Source organism: Bergeriella denitrificans NBRC 102155, from assembly GCF_001592185.1.
Taxonomy (GTDB): Bacteria; Pseudomonadota; Gammaproteobacteria; order Burkholderiales; family Neisseriaceae; genus Neisseria; species Neisseria denitrificans.
In genome coordinates, this window is sequence record NZ_BCWL01000018.1 from 1 (window position 1) to 16521 (window position 16521).

17 protein-coding genes are annotated in these 16521 nt (G+C 55.3%); 13 read left to right on the forward strand and 4 right to left on the reverse strand.

All coding sequences use genetic code 11. From position 1 onward, the window contains the following. Positions 1 to 123 precede the first annotated feature (123 nt). Genes BDE01S_RS02425 through pepP form a run of 3 tightly spaced genes read left to right on the forward strand, consistent with a single transcriptional unit; the run spans position 124 to position 2073 of the window. Positions 124 to 327: a dioxygenase gene (locus BDE01S_RS02425; RefSeq protein ID WP_066076887.1), complete on the forward strand. Its 204-nt coding sequence runs from the start codon at positions 124 to 126 to the stop codon at positions 325 to 327. Between the two features lies 1 nt (position 328). Continuing rightward, positions 329 to 709 carry a VanZ family protein gene (locus BDE01S_RS02430; RefSeq protein WP_066076890.1) on the forward strand — a complete coding sequence of 127 codons (381 nt, stop codon included), beginning with the start codon at positions 329 to 331 and terminating at the stop codon, positions 707 to 709. Positions 710 to 762: 53 nt separating this feature from the next. Continuing rightward, positions 763 to 2073: a Xaa-Pro aminopeptidase gene (pepP, locus tag BDE01S_RS02435; RefSeq protein WP_066076895.1), complete on the forward strand. Its 1311-nt coding sequence runs from the start codon at positions 763 to 765 to the stop codon at positions 2071 to 2073. 157 nt (positions 2074 to 2230) lie between these two features. Here pepP and BDE01S_RS02440 read toward each other — a convergent pair whose 3' ends face one another. Next, positions 2231 to 3205, reverse strand: coding sequence for a bile acid:sodium symporter family protein (locus BDE01S_RS02440; protein WP_066076898.1), 975 nt, complete (start codon positions 3203 to 3205; stop codon positions 2231 to 2233). A gap of 121 nt (positions 3206 to 3326) precedes the next feature. Between BDE01S_RS02440 and rpe the strand changes: the two genes are divergently transcribed. From rpe to BDE01S_RS02455, 3 genes are all read left to right on the forward strand, one after another. Next, positions 3327 to 4004, forward strand: coding sequence for a ribulose-phosphate 3-epimerase (gene rpe / locus BDE01S_RS02445; protein WP_066076901.1), 678 nt, complete (start codon positions 3327 to 3329; stop codon positions 4002 to 4004). A gap of 62 nt (positions 4005 to 4066) precedes the next feature. After that, positions 4067 to 4681, forward strand: a complete 615-nt coding sequence (locus BDE01S_RS02450; RefSeq protein ID WP_066076904.1) for a riboflavin synthase — start codon at positions 4067 to 4069, stop codon at positions 4679 to 4681. Between the two features lie 28 nt (positions 4682 to 4709). Then, on the forward strand, positions 4710 to 5576 hold the full coding sequence (locus tag BDE01S_RS02455) for an ATP-binding protein (RefSeq protein WP_066076907.1): 867 nt from the start codon (positions 4710 to 4712) through the stop codon (positions 5574 to 5576). Positions 5577 to 5680: 104 nt separating this feature from the next. On the opposite strand, the gene BDE01S_RS02460 is transcribed toward BDE01S_RS02455, so the two are convergent. The 3 genes from BDE01S_RS02460 to dnrN form a co-directional block, all read right to left on the reverse strand. Beyond that, positions 5681 to 7219, reverse strand: coding sequence for a class I SAM-dependent methyltransferase (locus tag BDE01S_RS02460; protein ID WP_147283874.1), 1539 nt, complete (start codon positions 7217 to 7219; stop codon positions 5681 to 5683). Between the two features lie 174 nt (positions 7220 to 7393). After that, complete coding sequence (locus tag BDE01S_RS02465; RefSeq protein WP_115225364.1) at positions 7394 to 7825, reverse strand: Spy/CpxP family protein refolding chaperone; 432 nt, start codon at positions 7823 to 7825, stop codon at positions 7394 to 7396. A 193-nt stretch (positions 7826 to 8018) separates the two neighbouring features. Continuing rightward, positions 8019 to 8492 (reverse strand): iron-sulfur cluster repair protein DnrN, encoded by a 474-nt coding sequence (gene dnrN, locus BDE01S_RS02470; protein ID WP_066076917.1) that lies wholly within the window; start codon positions 8490 to 8492, stop codon positions 8019 to 8021. Between the two features lie 537 nt (positions 8493 to 9029). Between dnrN and nrdA the strand changes: the two genes are divergently transcribed. From nrdA to BDE01S_RS02505, 7 genes are all read left to right on the forward strand, one after another. Next, positions 9030 to 11309 carry a class 1a ribonucleoside-diphosphate reductase subunit alpha gene (gene nrdA, locus BDE01S_RS02475; protein WP_066076921.1) on the forward strand — a complete coding sequence of 760 codons (2280 nt, stop codon included), beginning with the start codon at positions 9030 to 9032 and terminating at the stop codon, positions 11307 to 11309. Positions 11310 to 11642: 333 nt separating this feature from the next. Further along, on the forward strand, positions 11643 to 12776 hold the full coding sequence (gene nrdB, locus BDE01S_RS02480; protein ID WP_066076939.1) for a class Ia ribonucleoside-diphosphate reductase subunit beta: 1134 nt from the start codon (positions 11643 to 11645) through the stop codon (positions 12774 to 12776). Between the two features lie 196 nt (positions 12777 to 12972). Continuing rightward, positions 12973 to 13305 (forward strand): class I ribonucleotide reductase maintenance protein YfaE, encoded by a 333-nt coding sequence (gene yfaE / locus BDE01S_RS02485; protein WP_066076924.1) that lies wholly within the window; start codon positions 12973 to 12975, stop codon positions 13303 to 13305. Positions 13306 to 13428: 123 nt separating this feature from the next. After that, positions 13429 to 14208, forward strand: a complete 780-nt coding sequence (gene pgeF, locus BDE01S_RS02490; protein ID WP_066076927.1) for a peptidoglycan editing factor PgeF — start codon at positions 13429 to 13431, stop codon at positions 14206 to 14208. 124 nt (positions 14209 to 14332) lie between these two features. Beyond that, entirely contained in the window at positions 14333 to 14812 is a 480-nt protein-coding gene (locus BDE01S_RS02495) for an LPS-assembly lipoprotein LptE (protein ID WP_066076932.1), read from the forward strand. After that, positions 14813 to 15814 carry a DNA polymerase III subunit delta gene (gene holA / locus BDE01S_RS02500; protein ID WP_066076936.1) on the forward strand — a complete coding sequence of 334 codons (1002 nt, stop codon included), beginning with the start codon at positions 14813 to 14815 and terminating at the stop codon, positions 15812 to 15814. Between the two features lie 175 nt (positions 15815 to 15989). Further along, on the forward strand, positions 15990 to 16409 hold the full coding sequence (locus tag BDE01S_RS02505; RefSeq protein ID WP_066076946.1) for a hypothetical protein: 420 nt from the start codon (positions 15990 to 15992) through the stop codon (positions 16407 to 16409). Positions 16410 to 16521: the final 112 nt, after the last annotated feature.

The window sequence follows — 16521 nt, forward strand, 5'->3', positions numbered from 1 at the left end:
CAACGCTAGGATTTCTTACACCTTAGCGGCTCTGCCGCCGCAGATGCCGTCTGAAAAAGCCTGCTTTTCTGCCGGTTATGCGGTTTATGTTTCCATTTTATTCCAATCGTCTTTACTGAAATTATGTCCGAACTGTTAACCCTTATCCAAACCGAATCCGTCGGCATCGTTGAAGAAACGCTGGATTTCTGGCTGTATGAATGCAGCATCGACGAAGCCCCGAGCCGCGAAGAAGTGTCGCAGTGGCGTGATATTTTGGCGCAGCGCGGCGGCAAATTCGGGCGCTTGGCGCAAATCTGCCAAACCTGGTTAGACGAAGAAGCCTGATATGCCGATACCGCGTAATCGATTTACCCTGCTCGCGCTCTTGTGGCTGGCCGCCGGCATTTACTCGCTGCTGTTTCGCGAAGCGGGCGGCGGTGTGCCGCCGTTTCCGCATTTCGACAAGGTCGCGCATTTTGCCCTGTTTTTCGCCCAGTTTTGGCTGTGTGCCAAAGCCTTTATCCGCGAAAAACGGGCTATTCCCTATCGCGGCCTGCTGCTGTGTGCCTTGGTTTATGCGCTGTTGAGCGAATGGGCGCAGGCAGCGTTTACCGCCACGCGGCAAGGCTCGTGGGGCGACGGCGCGGCCGATATGGCGGGCGCGGCGGCGGCTTTGTGGCTGGCGCATCGGGTGAATGCCGCCAAGAACAATCAGTTGATTCAATGAACTCAGGCCGTCTGAAAATCAGACGGCCTGCTGCCGATACCGAAAGGATAGTTATGAACCTTACGCCCTTTATCGAACGCCGCCGCCGTGTCTTGGCGCAAATCGGCAGCGAAGGCGTGGCCGTATTGTTTGCCGCGCCCGAACAGCGCCGCAGCAACGACACCGAGTTTCCGTTCCGCCAAGACAGCTATTTCCATTATCTGAGCGGCTTTGGCGAGCCGCAGGCGGTGATGCTGCTCGACGGCGCCAGCGGCAAAAGCCTGCTGTTCTGCCGCCCCAAAGATCCGCTGGGCGAGATTTGGAACGGTTTCCGCTACGGCCCGGATGCGGCGGCAGATGCGTTTGCGTTTGACGAAGCCCATCCTTTCGACACTTGGCCGCAGCATCTGAGCCGCTTGTTGTTGAACAAAAAAAGCCTGTACGCGCTGTGGGGGCTGTATCCCGAGCGCGACCGCGAAGTGATGGCGCTGTGGCACGCCGCGCAGCAAAGCGCCGGCCGCCGCGTGCAGACCAACAGTTATGCCCCTGAAAATCTGGCGGACTTGGCCGCGCTATTGGATCCGATGCGCTTGGTTAAAGATGAATACGAAATCGAACTGCTGCGAAAAGCAGGCGACATCAGCGCGCGCGCGCATATCCGCGCCATGCAGACGACCCGCCCGGGGCTGAACGAGCTGCAGATTGAAGCTGAAATCCTGCACGAATTTATGCGCCACGGCGCGCGGTTCCCCGCTTATAACAGTATCGTCGCCGGCGGCAAAAACGCCTGCTGCCTGCATTACGTCGATAATCGGGATACGCTGCAAGACGGCGAGCTGCTGCTGATTGATGCGGGCGCGGAATACGGCCTGTATGCGGGCGACATTACGCGCACCTTCCCCGTGAACGGCCGTTTCAGCGCGGCGCAAAAAGACGTGTATGAAATCGTATTGGCGGCCAACGAAGCGGCCATCGCCGCGGTGAAGCCGCAGGCCGACTGGGGCGAAATTCATCTGTTGGCCTTGAATATTCTGGTGCAGGGGCTGATTGATTTGAAGCTGCTGCAAGGCTCGGTGGCGGGCAATATCGAATCGCAGGCGTATCAGCGTTTTTATATGCACGGTCTCGGCCATTGGGTCGGCTTGGACGTACACGATGTCGGCAAACGCTGGCAAGACGGCAAACCGCTGCTGCTGCGCCCGGGCATGACCACCACCATCGAGCCGGGGCTGTATATCGCCGCAGCTGCCGACATTCCCGCCGCGTTCCACAATATCGGCATCCGCATCGAAGACAATGTGCTGGTGACCGCCGACGGCGCGGAAAACTATACGGCGCAGGCGCCGAAGAGCGTGGCGGATATTGAAGCATTGATGCGGGAATGACGGCAATAAAGATTTTTGTTTTTAGGAGTTTCACTATCTAGTCGGTAAGTTCATTCTGCTACAGAGTTAGCCCGCTGACGACACGGCATAAAAAAGCCGTCTGAAAAACGGCGTTTTCAGACGGCTTGGATAGGGCAAAAGCGTATCGGAATCGTGATTACGCGCTGCGATCGGACGGCGCTTCGGCAGGTTCGGCAGTTTTATCCGCTTTGGCCGACCAGTAAGAAGCCAGCAGCGAGCCGGAAATATTGTGCCACACGCTGAAGAGCGCGGAAGGTACGGCAGTCACCGGCGAAGCGGCAAAGTGGGCGGCAGCCAGCGCCGCGCCGAGGCCGGAGTTTTGCATCCCCACTTCGATGGCCAGCGTTTTTTGCGCGTCATACGGCAGCTTGCTGAGTTTGGCGGCCAAAAAGCCCAAAAGGTAGCCCAAGCCGTTGTGCAGCACCACCACGCCGAAAATCAGCAGGCCGCTTTCGATGATTTTGCCCTTGCTCGCGCCGACCACCGCGCCGATAATCAGGGCAATGGCGACCACCGAAACCAGCGGCAGCATACCCGCCGCACGCTCGGTCTGTTTGCGGAACAGGCCGTGGGCAATCAGACCCAGCGCAATCGGCAGCAAAACCATTTTGGCAATGGAAATAAACATCGCCGAAGCGTTGATGTCGAGCATTTCGCCCGCCAGCAGTAGGAACACGGCAGGCGTGAGTACCGGCGCCAGCAGGGTGGAAACGGAAGTCACCGCCACGGAGAGCGCCACATTGCCGCGTGCCAGATAAGTCATCACATTGGAAGCCGTACCGCCCGGGCAGCAGCCCACCAAAATCACGCCGATGGCGATTTCAGGCGGCAGGTTGAAGAGCTTAACCAAGCCGTAAGCGGTCAGCGGCATGATGACGAATTGGGCGACCACGCCGATAATTACGGCTTTGGGGTGGCGGCCGATGATTTTGAAATCGGCAGGGCTGAGCGTTAAGCCCATGCCGAACATAATGATGCCGAGCAGCAGCGGAATATGCGGCAGCACCCATTTGAAGGTTTCGGGTGACAAAAACGCCACCAACGCGCACAATGCCGCCCACAGCGCAAAGGTGTTGCCGATAAAGTTGCTGATTCTGATGAGTAAGTTCATAATGATTGAAAAAAGTTATCAAAGAAAGCTGTAAGCATACACGGCTTTGCCCTCAGACGCAAAAAGCCGCAGCAGGCCGTCTGAAAAACACACGCTACCGCATGATTTTAGGGAGTTTCTTATGAAGCAGTTCCGTATCGCCCCCAGCATTTTGTCGGCCGATTTTGCCTGCCTGGGGCAGGAAGTCAGCCGCGTTATCGAAGCGGGCGCAGATTTAATCCATTTCGATGTGATGGACAACCATTATGTGCCCAATCTGACCTTCGGCCCCATGGTGTGCGCGGCGTTGAAGCCGTATGCCACCGTGCCGGTGGACGTGCATCTGATGGTGGAGCCGGTGGACGATTTGATTCAGTCGTTTGCCAAAGCCGGCGCCGACATCATTACCTTTCACCCGGAAGCCAGCCGCCATATCGACCGCAGCCTGAGCCTGATTGCCGATGCCGGATGCCAGGCGGGCTTGGTGCTGAACCCGGCCACGCCCGTCGGCATATTGGCGCATGTGCTCGACCGTTTGGACATGGTGCTACTGATGTCGGTCAACCCCGGCTTCGGCGGCCAGAGCTTTATTCCGCATACTTTGGAAAAAATCCGCAGCGTCCGCAAGCTGTTGGACGAATACGAAGCGCAGAGCGGCCGGCGGATTGCGCTGGAAGTGGACGGCGGCATCAAAACCGACAATATCGCAGCCGTTGCGGCAGCCGGTGCGGATACGTTTGTGGCCGGCTCGGCGATTTTCGGCCAGCCCGATTACCGCGCCGTGATTAACCGTATGCGTGAGGAACTGGCCGGCGTGTGAGCCGCCATTTTCAGACGGCCTAAACCCGCCCCGCAATGGGCAGCGGGCAGAAAAGGAAGACTATGTTTACAGGTATCGTACAAGGCATGGGGCAGATTATCGAAGTGGCCGAGCCGGCTGCCGATTTCCGCACCCATGTGGTCGAATTGCCGCCCGAGATGGCGGATAATCTGCAAATCGGCGCATCCGTTGCCCACAACGGCTGCTGCCTGACCATTACGCAAATCAACGGCCGCCGCGTCAGCTTTGATTTGATGCGCGAAACATTGGCGAAAACCAATTTAGGCCGTCTGAAAACGGGCGATTGGGTCAATCTCGAGCGCGCCGCCAAATTCGGCGACGAAATCGGCGGCCATGTGATGAGCGGCCATGTGATGGCGGTCACGCACATTACCCGCATCGAAGACACCGCGCTGAACCGCACCGTCTGGTTTGCCCTGCCCGAAGCGCTCAAGCCGTATATCCTGACCAAAGGCTTTGTGGGGCTGGACGGCTGCAGCCTGACCATAGGCGAAGTCGGCGACAGCGAGTTTAACGTACACCTGATTCCGGAAACGCTGCAGCGCACCCTGTTCGGCAGCCGGAAAGCAGGCGATGAAATCAATATCGAAATCGATCCGCAAACGCAGGCCGTCGTCGATACCGTGATGCGCGTGATGGCGCAGCAGGGCAGATAGCGGAACGCGGGTGCTTGAAAGGACCATCATGAAACTGGCCAAGTTTTTGAAAAAAGCCCATTCGGTGTTAAACCGCCTGGATTTGATTCTGCCCGCCGAGCCGGGCGCAACCGATTGGACGGCGCTGGCCTACCGCTGGCAGAGCGTCGGCCGCAAAGGCGTATTGGAAAGCCTGCCGAACCCGCACACCTTTCCGCTCGACCGCCTGGCCGCCGTCGGCACGCAGACCGAGCAGCTCAAACGCAATACCGAGCAGTTTCTCGCCGGCCGCCCCGCTAACAACGTATTGATGAGCGGCTCGCGCGGCACGGGCAAATCATCGCTGGTCAAAGCCTTGCTGCACGAATACGCCGCGCAGGGCCTGCGCCTGATTGAAGTCGATAAAAGCGACTTAATCAGCCTGCCCGCGCTGCTGAGCCTGCTGGAAAAACGCCCCGAAAAATTCATCGTCTTCTGCGACGACTTATCCTTCGAGCAGGGCGACGAAACCTACAAAGCCCTGAAAACCACGCTGGACGGCGGTCTGTCGCAGCGCTGCAGCAACGTATTGGTGTACGCCACCTCCAACCGCCGCCACCTGATGCCCGAATATATGGATGAAAACGGCGGCACAACCGGCATCCGTGGCGAAATCCACCAAAAAGAAGCCGTGGAAGAAAAAATCTCCCTGTCCGACCGCTTCGGCCTGTGGCTGAGTTTTTACCCCTTCGACCAAAACGACTACCTGCAGGCCGTGCAAAACTGGCTGGCCGATTTCGGCGTTGACTACGACGAAACTGCCCGCAAAGCTGCGCTGCAATGGGCGCAAACACGCGGCAACCGCTCCGGCCGCTCGGCCTGGCAGTTTGCCTGCGATTGGGCAGGGCGGCTGCCGGAGCAGCGGACGTTTGCCTAGCCAAACAAGGCGAAGTAACGCTGTACCATTCTTATTTTAAATGACTATAAAAAGCGCACCGTGCGATACGGTGCGCTTTAATTGAATCGCTTAACGCATTCAGCTTATTTCTTGGCAATACCCAGTTGGCGCAAAAGTGCCAATTTATTCTCATTAAACTCGCCGGCCAAACGCTCGAGCTCTGCCAAATTCGCCTCATCGCCTTGCAGCGGCTGGCCGTCTTTATTCAGTGTTGAGCCTTGCAGCTTAAAGATATCCCAAACGTGCTGCGCCATTTGTTTGGATTTGGATATGCCTTTGTTGACTGCTGCGGTAAACAGCATGTCCAGCTGGCTGCATACCACGGCTTCGCCGGTTACCGGGCTTGCCAAGTGTGCGATTTGCTGGCTGTTCTCCGCCAGCGTCATGATGTGCTGGTTCAATGCATCGCACTTTTTCTTAGCGGCCGCAATGGTTTCCTGCTCTTGCACCAGTACCACGTCTTTTTTGGCAAACAGCAGTGCCATGATCATAAACAGTTGAGGCTCGTTCATGATGTTTTTATCTTTGATGGCCGCATAAATATCGCTGAGGCGGTGCGGTTTTTTATCTCCGATAACATCTAAGATGGCATCCAGATGTTCGTTGATTAACTGGGTTTGGCGATAATATGTCAGTACGCCGGACAGCTTGTCACGGTCGGTAATCAGCATAAACTGCAAACGGCCGCGCGCCTCGTTCAGGCGTTTGCCGCTCAGTTGCACGCCGCCTTTTACCCATAAGTCACGGCGGAAACGTCTGCCCAGCATGTAGTCTTTAGCTGTTTGCTGCATACGGTAGTTTGGCAGCTTATTGAAAATCTCTTCTTGCTCGTTGCTGAAATTGGTATTGGTAAAGTCTTCCAAATAGCTGGAAGAGCATACATAGTTGAGTTTGGCAGACTCTAGATGATCCGCTACTTCGGTAAAGTACATCGGGCGCCATTCTTGATTAAAATATTCGTGCGCCAAATAGCGGTAATCTTTCTTTTTTAAATCTTCAATGAATTCGCTTAACTCGCTGGATTTTTGCTGCAGATTACTTTGGGCAAAAATTTCACTACCAAACGCCACCGCCTGCGTCACGCGCTTGCGGTAATCGTCTGTGCTGGCTGCCATGTTTTTATCCCATACCGACAATAAATGCTGGATGGGTGAGGTTGCGGCCCAGCCGGGCAGGGTGTTATAGCTGATATACAGCACGCCGCCGACGGCAAGTTTGCGGCGGATAAAATCAACGATGATGTGGCGGTTTTCATCACTAATCCACGACCAAATGCCGTGTAAGCCGATGTATCCGAATTCTGGTAAGTCATCGCGCTGGCAAAACTCGGCAAAAGCTTGATCGGAAAGTTTGGCTCCGCTGCCGGATTCTGCCGCCCATTCTCTGGCAAACGATACTTGCGCGGGGTTAAAATCCGTGCCGTACCATTGTGCATCGCTGCCTGCGGCGTGAATATTGATGGATACGCCTTGACCGAAACCCAACTCACATGCGTTTTTTACCTCCGGCATGGCAATGCCGGCCTGCAGCAGCGGCACAAGCGCATGGCGCGGCGACATTTCATGATAATAGCCGTGCGTATAAGTAATATCGGTAACGTAACCTTCAGACCAGTTTGACATAACAACCTCAAAAAATAACAAAAATAATAGCCAAAAAAACGGCAAGTCTATTTAGACATTGCCGCATTTATTTGACTGTATATCGTATGACAGACAGCGGTAAATCACAGGCATTACCCATGCTGGTAACACTTCTGTGCCATACGGAACATTTGGAAATAGGATTTAAGCTTTTCAGCGCAGGCAGTTTGTCAGCCACTGCTGGCGCTGGGTATTGTTGAGCAGTTGGAAAAAACGGTGTTGGATGGCCAGTTCGTCCACTGCAAAATCCATACTGGCCAAATAGCGGTTTTCCACATAATCACGGGCCTTATTCTGATCGAAATTTTCAGCAGATAATACACGGACAATGCTTTGGCGGCGGGTACGGTCTACCCGCGCGGCTTTGCGATAGGCACGCTCTCCGGCCTGCTTGTAATCGATGCGGATGCGGCGCAGGGCATTTTGCTGCTCTTGGCTTAAATTCAGCTGCCGGATATCGCAGTTAGGATAAAAATCGTCGCGCAGCAGCACAGAATGCGGAGCGGCCTGTACCAACGCGCTGACAGCAAGCAAAGAAAAGGCAGACAGCAGGTAAATGAAAGGGCGGTAGGCAATAACAGGCACAGCATTTTCCCAAATTCAGAATCGGTAAGAATATACTGGATAAGTATGTGAAAGACAGTATCGCTCTAGTTAACTTACGTTAATCAGATGTAAGGCAGACTCTCGGTAACTTATCGGATAGGTATAGGGCGGCTGCGTAGTAAGAGCGGGAAATTCAAACCATCAGGAGGTTTAAATTTCCCAGTCATTCTTATCAAGAAGCCAATACGCGGGCGAAGAGGATGTCGTTTTCCAGGCGGATGTGGTCGCTCAGGTCGTTGACCAGCTCTTCGGCCAGGCGGTAGAGGCGGGTCCAGCTGCCGCAGGCTTCGGCGGGCACGGTGAAGTTGTCGGTCAGCTCGCGCAGGCGGGCGATGGCTTGGTCGTGTTCCTCGTGCTCGTGCATCATCACGCTGATGGGCATGGACGCGCCGCGCCCCGCGCCTTGGTTAATCATGGGAAACAGCATCCGTTCTTCTTTCATCATGTGCATCAGCAGCTCGTCCTGCATGTGGGCGAGCAGGGCGGCGATTTCGGCGGGGAAGCTGCCGGCGTGTACGGTGGCGACTTTTTCCGCCAGCGGTACAAGCTCGGCGAGTTGGGCGCGGTGGACGTTGTGGTAGCGCTGCAGGATGTGGTCGATGGTGGCGTTGAACGGGGCGGTTTCCCAAACGGTTAAATCGGTCATGGTTGTGTCCTTTTTGCAAGAAAATGGTGTTAGCGCCGTTTTCAGACGGCTTTATAAGTTTCATATTTTATGAATGTATTGAAGCATACGCCGATTTATCGGATTTGTACAGTCTGATTTTGTATAAGTATTTGAGTATCAATAAAATAAAATGAGTTAATGCGGATAGTGTTGTTTTTGCGTTAAATTATTTACATAAATTAACTATGTAGATTCGGGCGGATTTTCGGAGAAACGCGGCGGCGGCAGCGGGGAATTTTTCCTTATTTGATAGGCAGGTAGCGATAGGGGAAGCAAATGCGGTTTTATGGTTATTGCAGCGGCATATTGCCGCAAGTCTTGAATAATCAGGAATCGGGCGGGGCGGGGCGGTGAAGGGGCGGAAACGGTGGCTGATGCCGTCTGAAAACCGGAAGCGAAAAACCGCGCTTGTCAAGACTGGAAATGCAGCGTGAAATCCTTTATATTGTGCCACTCAATCTGATCGAATACCGTATCTTGTGTTTTAATGCCACTTAAAGCCGGGGAAACTACTAAATGAATGCGACAACCAATTTGCAAGTCACCAAACGAGACGGCCGCCTGGAGCCGATTAATTTGGATAAAATCCACCGCGTCGTCACTTGGGCAGCCGAGGGCTTGGACAATGTTTCCGTATCCCAAGTCGAGTTGAAGTCGCATATCCAGTTTTACAACGGCATCCGCACCGACGATATCCACGAGACCATCATCAAGGCTGCGGCCGATTTGATTTCCCAGGAAACGCCGGATTACCAGTATCTGGCCGCGCGCTTGGCCATTTTCCACCTGCGTAAGGTTGCATACGGCGAATTTGAGCCGCCGCATCTCTACGACCATGTGGCCAAGCTGACCGAAGCGGGTAAATACGACCGCCACATTCTCGAAGATTACACCCGCGAAGAGTTTGACGAACTCAATGCCTATATCGACCACAGCCGCGACATGACCTTCTCTTATGCCGCCGTGAAGCAGCTGGAAGGCAAATATCTGGTACAGAACCGCGTGACCCGCCAAATCTACGAAACGCCGCAATTCCTGTATATTTTGGTGGCGATGTGCCTGTTCAGCAAATATCCGAAAGCAACACGTCTGGGCTATGTGAAACGCTTTTACGACGCCGTTTCCACCTTCAAAGTATCGCTGCCGACACCCATCATGAGCGGCGTGCGCACGCCGACGCGCCAGTTTTCAAGCTGCGTGTTGATTGAGTGCGACGACAGCCTGGATTCCATCAACGCCACCACCAGCGCGATTGTGAAATACGTTTCCCAACGCGCCGGCATAGGTATCAACGCCGGCCGCATCCGCGGTTTGGGCAGCGAAATCCGCGGCGGCGAAGCGCAGCATACCGGCTGCATCCCGTTTTTCAAAATGTTCCAAGCCGCAGTCAAATCCTGCTCGCAAGGCGGCGTGCGCGGCGGCGCGGCGACCCTGTTTTACCCGTTGTGGCACATCGAGGCCGAAAGCCTGCTGGTGTTGAAAAACAACCGCGGAGTGGAAGAAAACCGCGTACGCCAGCTGGACTACGGCGTGCAAATCAACCGCCTGCTCTACACCCGCCTGATTAAAGGCGGCAACATCACCCTGTTTTCGCCCAACGAAGTGCCCGGTTTGTACGAAGCATTTTTTGCCGACCAAGACGAATTCGAGCGCCTCTACACCCAATACGAGCAAGACGAAACCATCCGCAAACGCAGCATTCCCGCGACCGACCTGTTCTCCTCGCTTATGCAGGAGCGCGCCGGCACAGGCCGCATCTACATCCAAAACGTCGACCACTGCAACACGCACAGCCCGTTTGACCCGCGCGTCGCCCCAGTACGCCAGTCCAACCTGTGTCTGGAAATCGCCCTGCCGACCAAACCGTTGGACAATATCAGCGACGAAAACGGCGAAATCGCCCTGTGTACCTTGTCGGCCTTCAACCTGGGCGCATTGGAGAATCTGGACGAACTCGAAGAGCTGGCGGATTTGACCGTCCGCGCCTTGGACGCACTGTTGGACTACCAAGATTATCCCGTGCCCGCCGCCCGTATCGCCACCATGAACCGCCGCACCCTCGGCATCGGCGTCATCAACTACGCCTACTACCTGGCGAAAAACGGCGTGAAATACAGCGATGATTCCGCCATTGCCTTGACCCACCGCACCTTCGAAGCCATGCAGTATTACCTGCTGAAAGCCTCCGTCAATCTGGCCAAAGAATACGGTGCCTGCCCGCTGTTTAACGAAACCGTGTATTCGCAAGGCAAACTGCCGATCGATACCTACAAAAAAGACCTCGACGCCATCTGCCAAGAGCCGCTGCACTACGATTGGGAAGCCCTGCGCGCCGACATCGTCAAACACGGCCTGCGCAACTCCACCCTGACTGCGCTCATGCCGTCTGAAACCAGCTCGCAAATCGCCAACGCCACCAACGGCATCGAGCCGCCGCGCGGCCTGGTATCGGTCAAAGCCTCGAAAGACGGCATTTTGAAACAAGTCGTCCCCGAGTTTGAAAAACTGAAAGACCAATACGAGCTCCTGTGGCAAATGCCCGGTAACGACGGCTATCTGAAACTCGTCGGCATCATGCAGAAATTCGTCGATCAGGCCATTTCCGCCAATACCAGCTACGACCCGGGCAAATTCGAGGGCAACAAAGTTTCCATGAAACAAATGCTCAAAGACCTGCTCACCGCCTACAAATACGGCGTAAAAACCCTGTATTACCACAACACCCGCGACGGCGCCGACGACACGCAAACCGATTTGCAGGACGACGGCTGCGCGGGCGGGGCGTGCAAAATCTAAGCCATCTTGTAGGTCGGGTTAGCCTGCCTGAAGCGGGCGTAACCCAAGGTTCCGGTGTTTATGGATACCGGATGTTTTCAGACGGCCTTCGGGTAGACACACTTAGGCCGTCTGAAAATACACTTAAAGTTAGATTTACGTTTAACCGTAGGTCGGGCACTTTTGCCCGACAAATGATTGTACTTTTCAGCCAAAATATATTTGAAAACATCGGGCAAAAGTGCCTGACCTACGCTTAGCCGTTTCACCAGTCAAAGGCCGTCTGAAATATTTTCAGACGGCTTCCAACCTGAATCAGTAAAGAGTAAAGCCATGTCCTGCGACCATTTGACCATGCAATACAGCACCTTCAGCAAACAGAAAAACGACGCGCTCAAAGAGCCGATGTTTTTCGGCCAGCCGGTGAATGTGGCGCGTTACGACCAGCAAAAATACGAAATTTTCGAAAAACTGATTGAGAAACAATTGTCGTTTTTCTGGCGGCCGGAAGAAATCGACGTATCGCGCGACCGTATCGACTACGGTAATCTGCCCGAGCATGAAAAACACATTTTCATCAGCAACTTAAAATACCAAACCCTGCTCGATTCGATTCAGGGGCGCAGCCCGAACGTGGCCTTGCTGCCGCTGGTGTCGATTCCGGAATTGGAAACGTGGATTGAAACTTGGTCGTTTTCCGAAACCATCCACTCGCGCAGCTATACCCATATCATCCGCAATATCGTCAACGACCCGAGCCTGGTGTTTGACGACATCGTCGACAACGAATACATCATCGCCCGCGCCGAAGACATCGCCTGCTACTACGATGATTTGATTGAATGCACCCAGTATTACAATCTGTTGGGCGAAGGCCGGCATACCGTCGGCGGCCAAACCGTAACCGTCAGCCTGCGCGAGTTGAAGAAAAAGCTGTATCTGTGCCTGATGTGCGTCAATGTTTTGGAAGCCATCCGCTTCTACGTTTCCTTTGCCTGCTCGTTTGCCTTTGCCGAGCGCGAACTGATGGAGGGTAATGCCAAAATCATCAAACTCATCGCCCGCGACGAAGCCTTGCACCTGACCAGCACCCAGCACATGCTCAACCTGATGCGTGCGGGCGCGGACGATCCGGAAATGGCCGAAATCGCCGCCGAGCTGGAAAACGAATGCTTCGAGCTGTTTAAAAAAGCGGCGCAGCAGGAAAAAGAATGGGCGGCCTATCTGTTTAAAGACGGCTCGATGATTGGTTTGAACAAGGAAATTTTGAGCCAATACGTCGAATACATCACCAACCTGCGCATGCAGGCCGTGGGCTTGCAGCCGGCTTTCGACGGCGCGGCGCAAAACCCGATTCCGTGGATCAACGCGTGGCTGTCGTCGGATAACGTTCAGGTCGCGCCGCAGGAAGTGGAAATTTCGTCTTACCTCATCGGCCAGATTGATTCGGAAGTGAATGCCGATGATTTGGGCGATTTCGAGCTGTAAAGGGCGTAAACAGGCCGTCTGAAAAATAGCCAAGGCTTTCAGACGGCTTTTTTATAGTCGGATAAAATAAGAATGAAATAAGGCCGCAGACAGTACGGGGCGATAGACTCACGTCAGCAGCTTAGTCAAAGCTCCCATTTGAGACGGGCGTAGCCCACACCGTATCATTCTGTGCTAAATGACGATATTGTCAGCCATGCCATTGATTACCACACACGATAAAATTTTCGAGCTGCAGGCGGGCGAAACCCTGCTGGAGGGCTTGGAGCGCACGGGGCACGAGGTGGAATACCAGTGCCGCAGCGGCTATTGCGGTTCTTGCCGGGTCAAAATCCTGCAAGGGCGCGCGGGCTATGCCACTTTGCCGCTGGCTTTTGTCGCCCCGGGCGAGATTTTACCCTGCTGCTGTACGGTCACGGAAGACATTATGCTGGACTGCCGCATCCGCCGCCGCGAGCCGGATTTGTTCGACCAAGATTTGTTTGATGCAGAAAACGCGCCGGAAAGCACATCGGGCGGCGAACGCTAATCCGCAATCAGCCGCAGCAGGCCGTCTGAAAAAGGCCGTTATTCCATATAGAATGATACGGTTATGCTGATTTAAGCGGCTGTTTATTCTGTGTTAATCGGTTGCCAAATGCAAAGGAAAATAATGAAAACCCTAACCGAAAGCTTGGGCTTACAAGCCCAATCCGCCGATTTTCTGACGGCAGACTGGCCGGCGCCCGCGCGGGTAAAAACCTTAATCACCACCCGCAAAGGCGGTGTCAGCAGCGCGCCGTTTCACAGCATGAACGTCGGCGCACATGTCGGCGACCGCCCGGAAGACGTGGCGCGCAACCGCGAAATCGTGCAGGCGCGGGTCGGTAAACCCGTGGCCTATCTCAACCAAATCCACAGCAGCAAAGTCGTGCGCGCGCAAGAAGCCTTGTCCGCATTAATCGATGCCGATGCAGCGGTGGACGATACCGGCACGGCCGCCTGCGCGAGCATGACGGCGGATTGCCTGCCGGTATTGTTTTGCGACAAAGCGGGTACGGTGGTTGCGGCGGCACATGCCGGCTGGCGCGGTTTGGCCGGCGGTGTGTTGCAGAATACCGTACGCGCCATGCAGACCGATCCGCTGGAAATCATGGCCTATCTCGGCCCGGCCATCGGCCCCGAAGCCTTTGAAGTCGGGGAGGATGTACGCGCCGCGTTTTGCGCGCAGATGCCAGAAGCCGCCGAGGCATTCGAGCCGATTTCAGACGGCAAATACCTGGCCGATATTTACGCATTGGCACGCATGGTCTTGCAGCGCGAAGGCGTTCATCTGATTTACGGCGGCACGCATTGCACGGTATTGGAACGCGATACCTTTTTCTCCTACCGCCGCGACGGCGGGCAAACCGGCCGCATGGTCAGCCTGATTTGGCTGGATAGCGGCGAATAAGCAGCATAAAGTGTAAGAAAAAGCCGTCTGAAAAACACCCGTATTTTTCAGACGGCATCACGCCGCAATCCGCCGCATAATCCGCTATAATGCCCACACAGATTTTCCCGACAGAGAGCCTATTATGAATAAAATCCTCCTGAGCGCCGCCGCGCTGCTGCTTTCGGCCTGCGGCTTCCACCTGAAAGGCACGGCGGGCATCTCCAAGCCGCTGCCGTATCAAAACTGGCAGGTTGACGGTGCGGGGATGCAGCAGGCTTTGGAAACCGCACTGCGCCGCGCCGACGGCCGGGTCGTGGGCGCGGCTGAAGCGCAGGCGCAGCTGCAGATTACCGGCATCGAAGAGCGCCGCGACGTGTACACCATCACCCGCGCCGCCGTGATTAACGAATACCTGCTGACTCTGCGTGTGCAGGCGCAGGCCGTGCGCCGGGGCGAGCCGATTGGTGAGCCGATGAGCGTATCGGTGCAGCGTGTGATGGATTATGCCGACAGCGAAGTATTGGGTAAGGCCGAGGAAGGCCAGACCGTTTGGTCGGAAATGCGCGCCGATGCCGCCGAGCAAATCGTGCGCCGTCTGACCTTTATCCCGGCAGCGAAATAAATGGCCGCAGCGAATATCGAGCAGCTCCGCCCCGACGCGCCGCTTGCGCCCCTGTATGTGGTGCACGGCGAAGAGGATTTGCTGCGGATTGAAGCGCTGGACACCCTGCGTGCCGCCGCCCGGCAGCAGGGTTATCTCAATCGCGAAGTTTATACCGTTGAAAACAATTTCGACTGGAACGAACTGCTGCAATCGGCCGGCAGCGTCGGGCTGTTTGCCGATTTGAAATTTCTGGAAATCCACATCCCGGGCGGCAAACCGGGTAAAAGTGGCGGTGACGCGCTGCAGGCGTTTGCCGAGCGGCTGCCCGAAGATACGGTTAGCGTCATCATGCTGCCCAAGCTGGAAAAAGCGCAAACCCAGGCCAAATGGTTTACCGCGCTGGCGGGTAAAGGCGTGGTGCTGGAAGCCAAAGCCGTTACCCCCGCCGCCTTGCCGCAATGGATACGCGGCCGTCTGAAAAAGCTGGATTTGGATATTGAAAACGATGCTCTGGCGCTGTTTGCCGGGCGCGTAGAGGGCAATCTGCTGGCGGCCAAGCAGGAAATCGACAAGCTGGCGCTGCTGCATCCCAAAGGCAGCCTGCTCGATATGGCCGATGCCGAAGCCGCCGTGGCCAATGTGGCGCGCTTTGATGTGTTCCAGCTGGCCGGCGCATGGATGAAGGGCGACGCGCTGCGCGTGTCCCGTCTGCTGGAAGGCTTGGAAGAAGAGGGCGAAGAGCCGGTTTTGCTACTGTGGGCAGTATCGGAAGACATCCGCACGCTCATCCGCCTGGCCGCCGCCTTAAAGCAGGGGCAGAGCGTGCAGGCGGTACGCAACAGCCTGAGGCTGTGGGGCGACAAGCAGACGCTCGCGCCGCTGGCAGTGAAGCGCATCCCCGTGCCCCGTCTGCTGGATGCCCTGAAAACCTGTGCCAAAATCGACCGCATCATCAAGGGCGCGGAAGAGGGCGATGCTTGGACGGAGTTTAAAATGCTGGTGATGGGTTTGGCTGCATAAATCTAGCAAAACTCAAAATACTGCTTGCGTGCGCACGGCGGGCGGATTGTGCGGGTAAAATCCCCATCAGTGCCAAAATACTGTAAAATGCGGTAAACCTTTCAAAAGGCCGTCTGAAAACGCAGGCAGCATCGCCATGCAGGCGGTCAAAAATTGTTTCAAGGAATACAAAAATATGGATACAAAAACAAAAATCCGTTTGGGCGGGCTGATTGTGCTGGCTACCGCCGTATTGAGCCTCATTTTGGTACTGATTGTCGATAACTGGTGGATTGCCATCGCGCTGGCCGTGGTGATTATGGCTGCAGCGGCGGGCGGTTTTTACTGGACTTCGCAACGCCAGCAGCGCCAGTTTATCGAGCGTCTGAAAAAGTTCGACATTGACCCGGAAAAAGGCCGCATCAACGAAGCCAACCTGCGCCGTATGTACCACAGCGGCGGCCAGGCGCAGAAAGATGCCATTACCCTGATTTGCCTGTCGCAAAAATGCTCGGTTGACGAAGCGCACGCGATGTTTAAAAAACGCCCGACCCGCCAGGAAATCAACCAAATGGCAGCGGCTCAGGCCAAAGGCCAGAAGCGTCCGCACCGCTGATTGAGTGTGCAAAAGCCGTCTGAAAAATACCCGTGTTTTCAGACGGCCTTTTTATGGTGAATGAATATAGAAAGGCGCAGCCAACGCTGTAGATTTTTATTTGAATTTACTA

Bases quoted from the DNA above. Each gene is read 5' to 3' on its own strand.
- BDE01S_RS02455 (WP_066076907.1), top strand. From the start codon at position 4,710: ATGAAACTGGCCAAGTTTTTGAAAAAAGCCCATTCGGTGTTAAACCGC.
- pepP (WP_066076895.1), top strand. From the start codon at position 763: ATGAACCTTACGCCCTTTATCGAACGCCGCCGCCGTGTCTTGGCGCAA.
- BDE01S_RS02430 (WP_066076890.1), top strand. From the start codon at position 329: ATGCCGATACCGCGTAATCGATTTACCCTGCTCGCGCTCTTGTGGCTG.
- holA (WP_066076936.1), top strand. From the start codon at position 14,813: ATGGCCGCAGCGAATATCGAGCAGCTCCGCCCCGACGCGCCGCTTGCG.
- BDE01S_RS02495 (WP_066076932.1), top strand. From the start codon at position 14,333: ATGAATAAAATCCTCCTGAGCGCCGCCGCGCTGCTGCTTTCGGCCTGC.
- BDE01S_RS02425 (WP_066076887.1), top strand. From the start codon at position 124: ATGTCCGAACTGTTAACCCTTATCCAAACCGAATCCGTCGGCATCGTT.
- dnrN (WP_066076917.1), bottom strand. From the start codon at position 8,492: ATGACCGATTTAACCGTTTGGGAAACCGCCCCGTTCAACGCCACCATC.
- BDE01S_RS02460 (WP_147283874.1), bottom strand. From the start codon at position 7,219: ATGTCAAACTGGTCTGAAGGTTACGTTACCGATATTACTTATACGCAC.
- rpe (WP_066076901.1), top strand. From the start codon at position 3,327: ATGAAGCAGTTCCGTATCGCCCCCAGCATTTTGTCGGCCGATTTTGCC.
- nrdB (WP_066076939.1), top strand. From the start codon at position 11,643: ATGCAATACAGCACCTTCAGCAAACAGAAAAACGACGCGCTCAAAGAG.
- pgeF (WP_066076927.1), top strand. From the start codon at position 13,429: ATGAAAACCCTAACCGAAAGCTTGGGCTTACAAGCCCAATCCGCCGAT.
- nrdA (WP_066076921.1), top strand. From the start codon at position 9,030: ATGAATGCGACAACCAATTTGCAAGTCACCAAACGAGACGGCCGCCTG.
- BDE01S_RS02450 (WP_066076904.1), top strand. From the start codon at position 4,067: ATGTTTACAGGTATCGTACAAGGCATGGGGCAGATTATCGAAGTGGCC.
- BDE01S_RS02440 (WP_066076898.1), bottom strand. From the start codon at position 3,205: ATGAACTTACTCATCAGAATCAGCAACTTTATCGGCAACACCTTTGCG.
- yfaE (WP_066076924.1), top strand. From the start codon at position 12,973: ATGCCATTGATTACCACACACGATAAAATTTTCGAGCTGCAGGCGGGC.
- BDE01S_RS02505 (WP_066076946.1), top strand. From the start codon at position 15,990: ATGGATACAAAAACAAAAATCCGTTTGGGCGGGCTGATTGTGCTGGCT.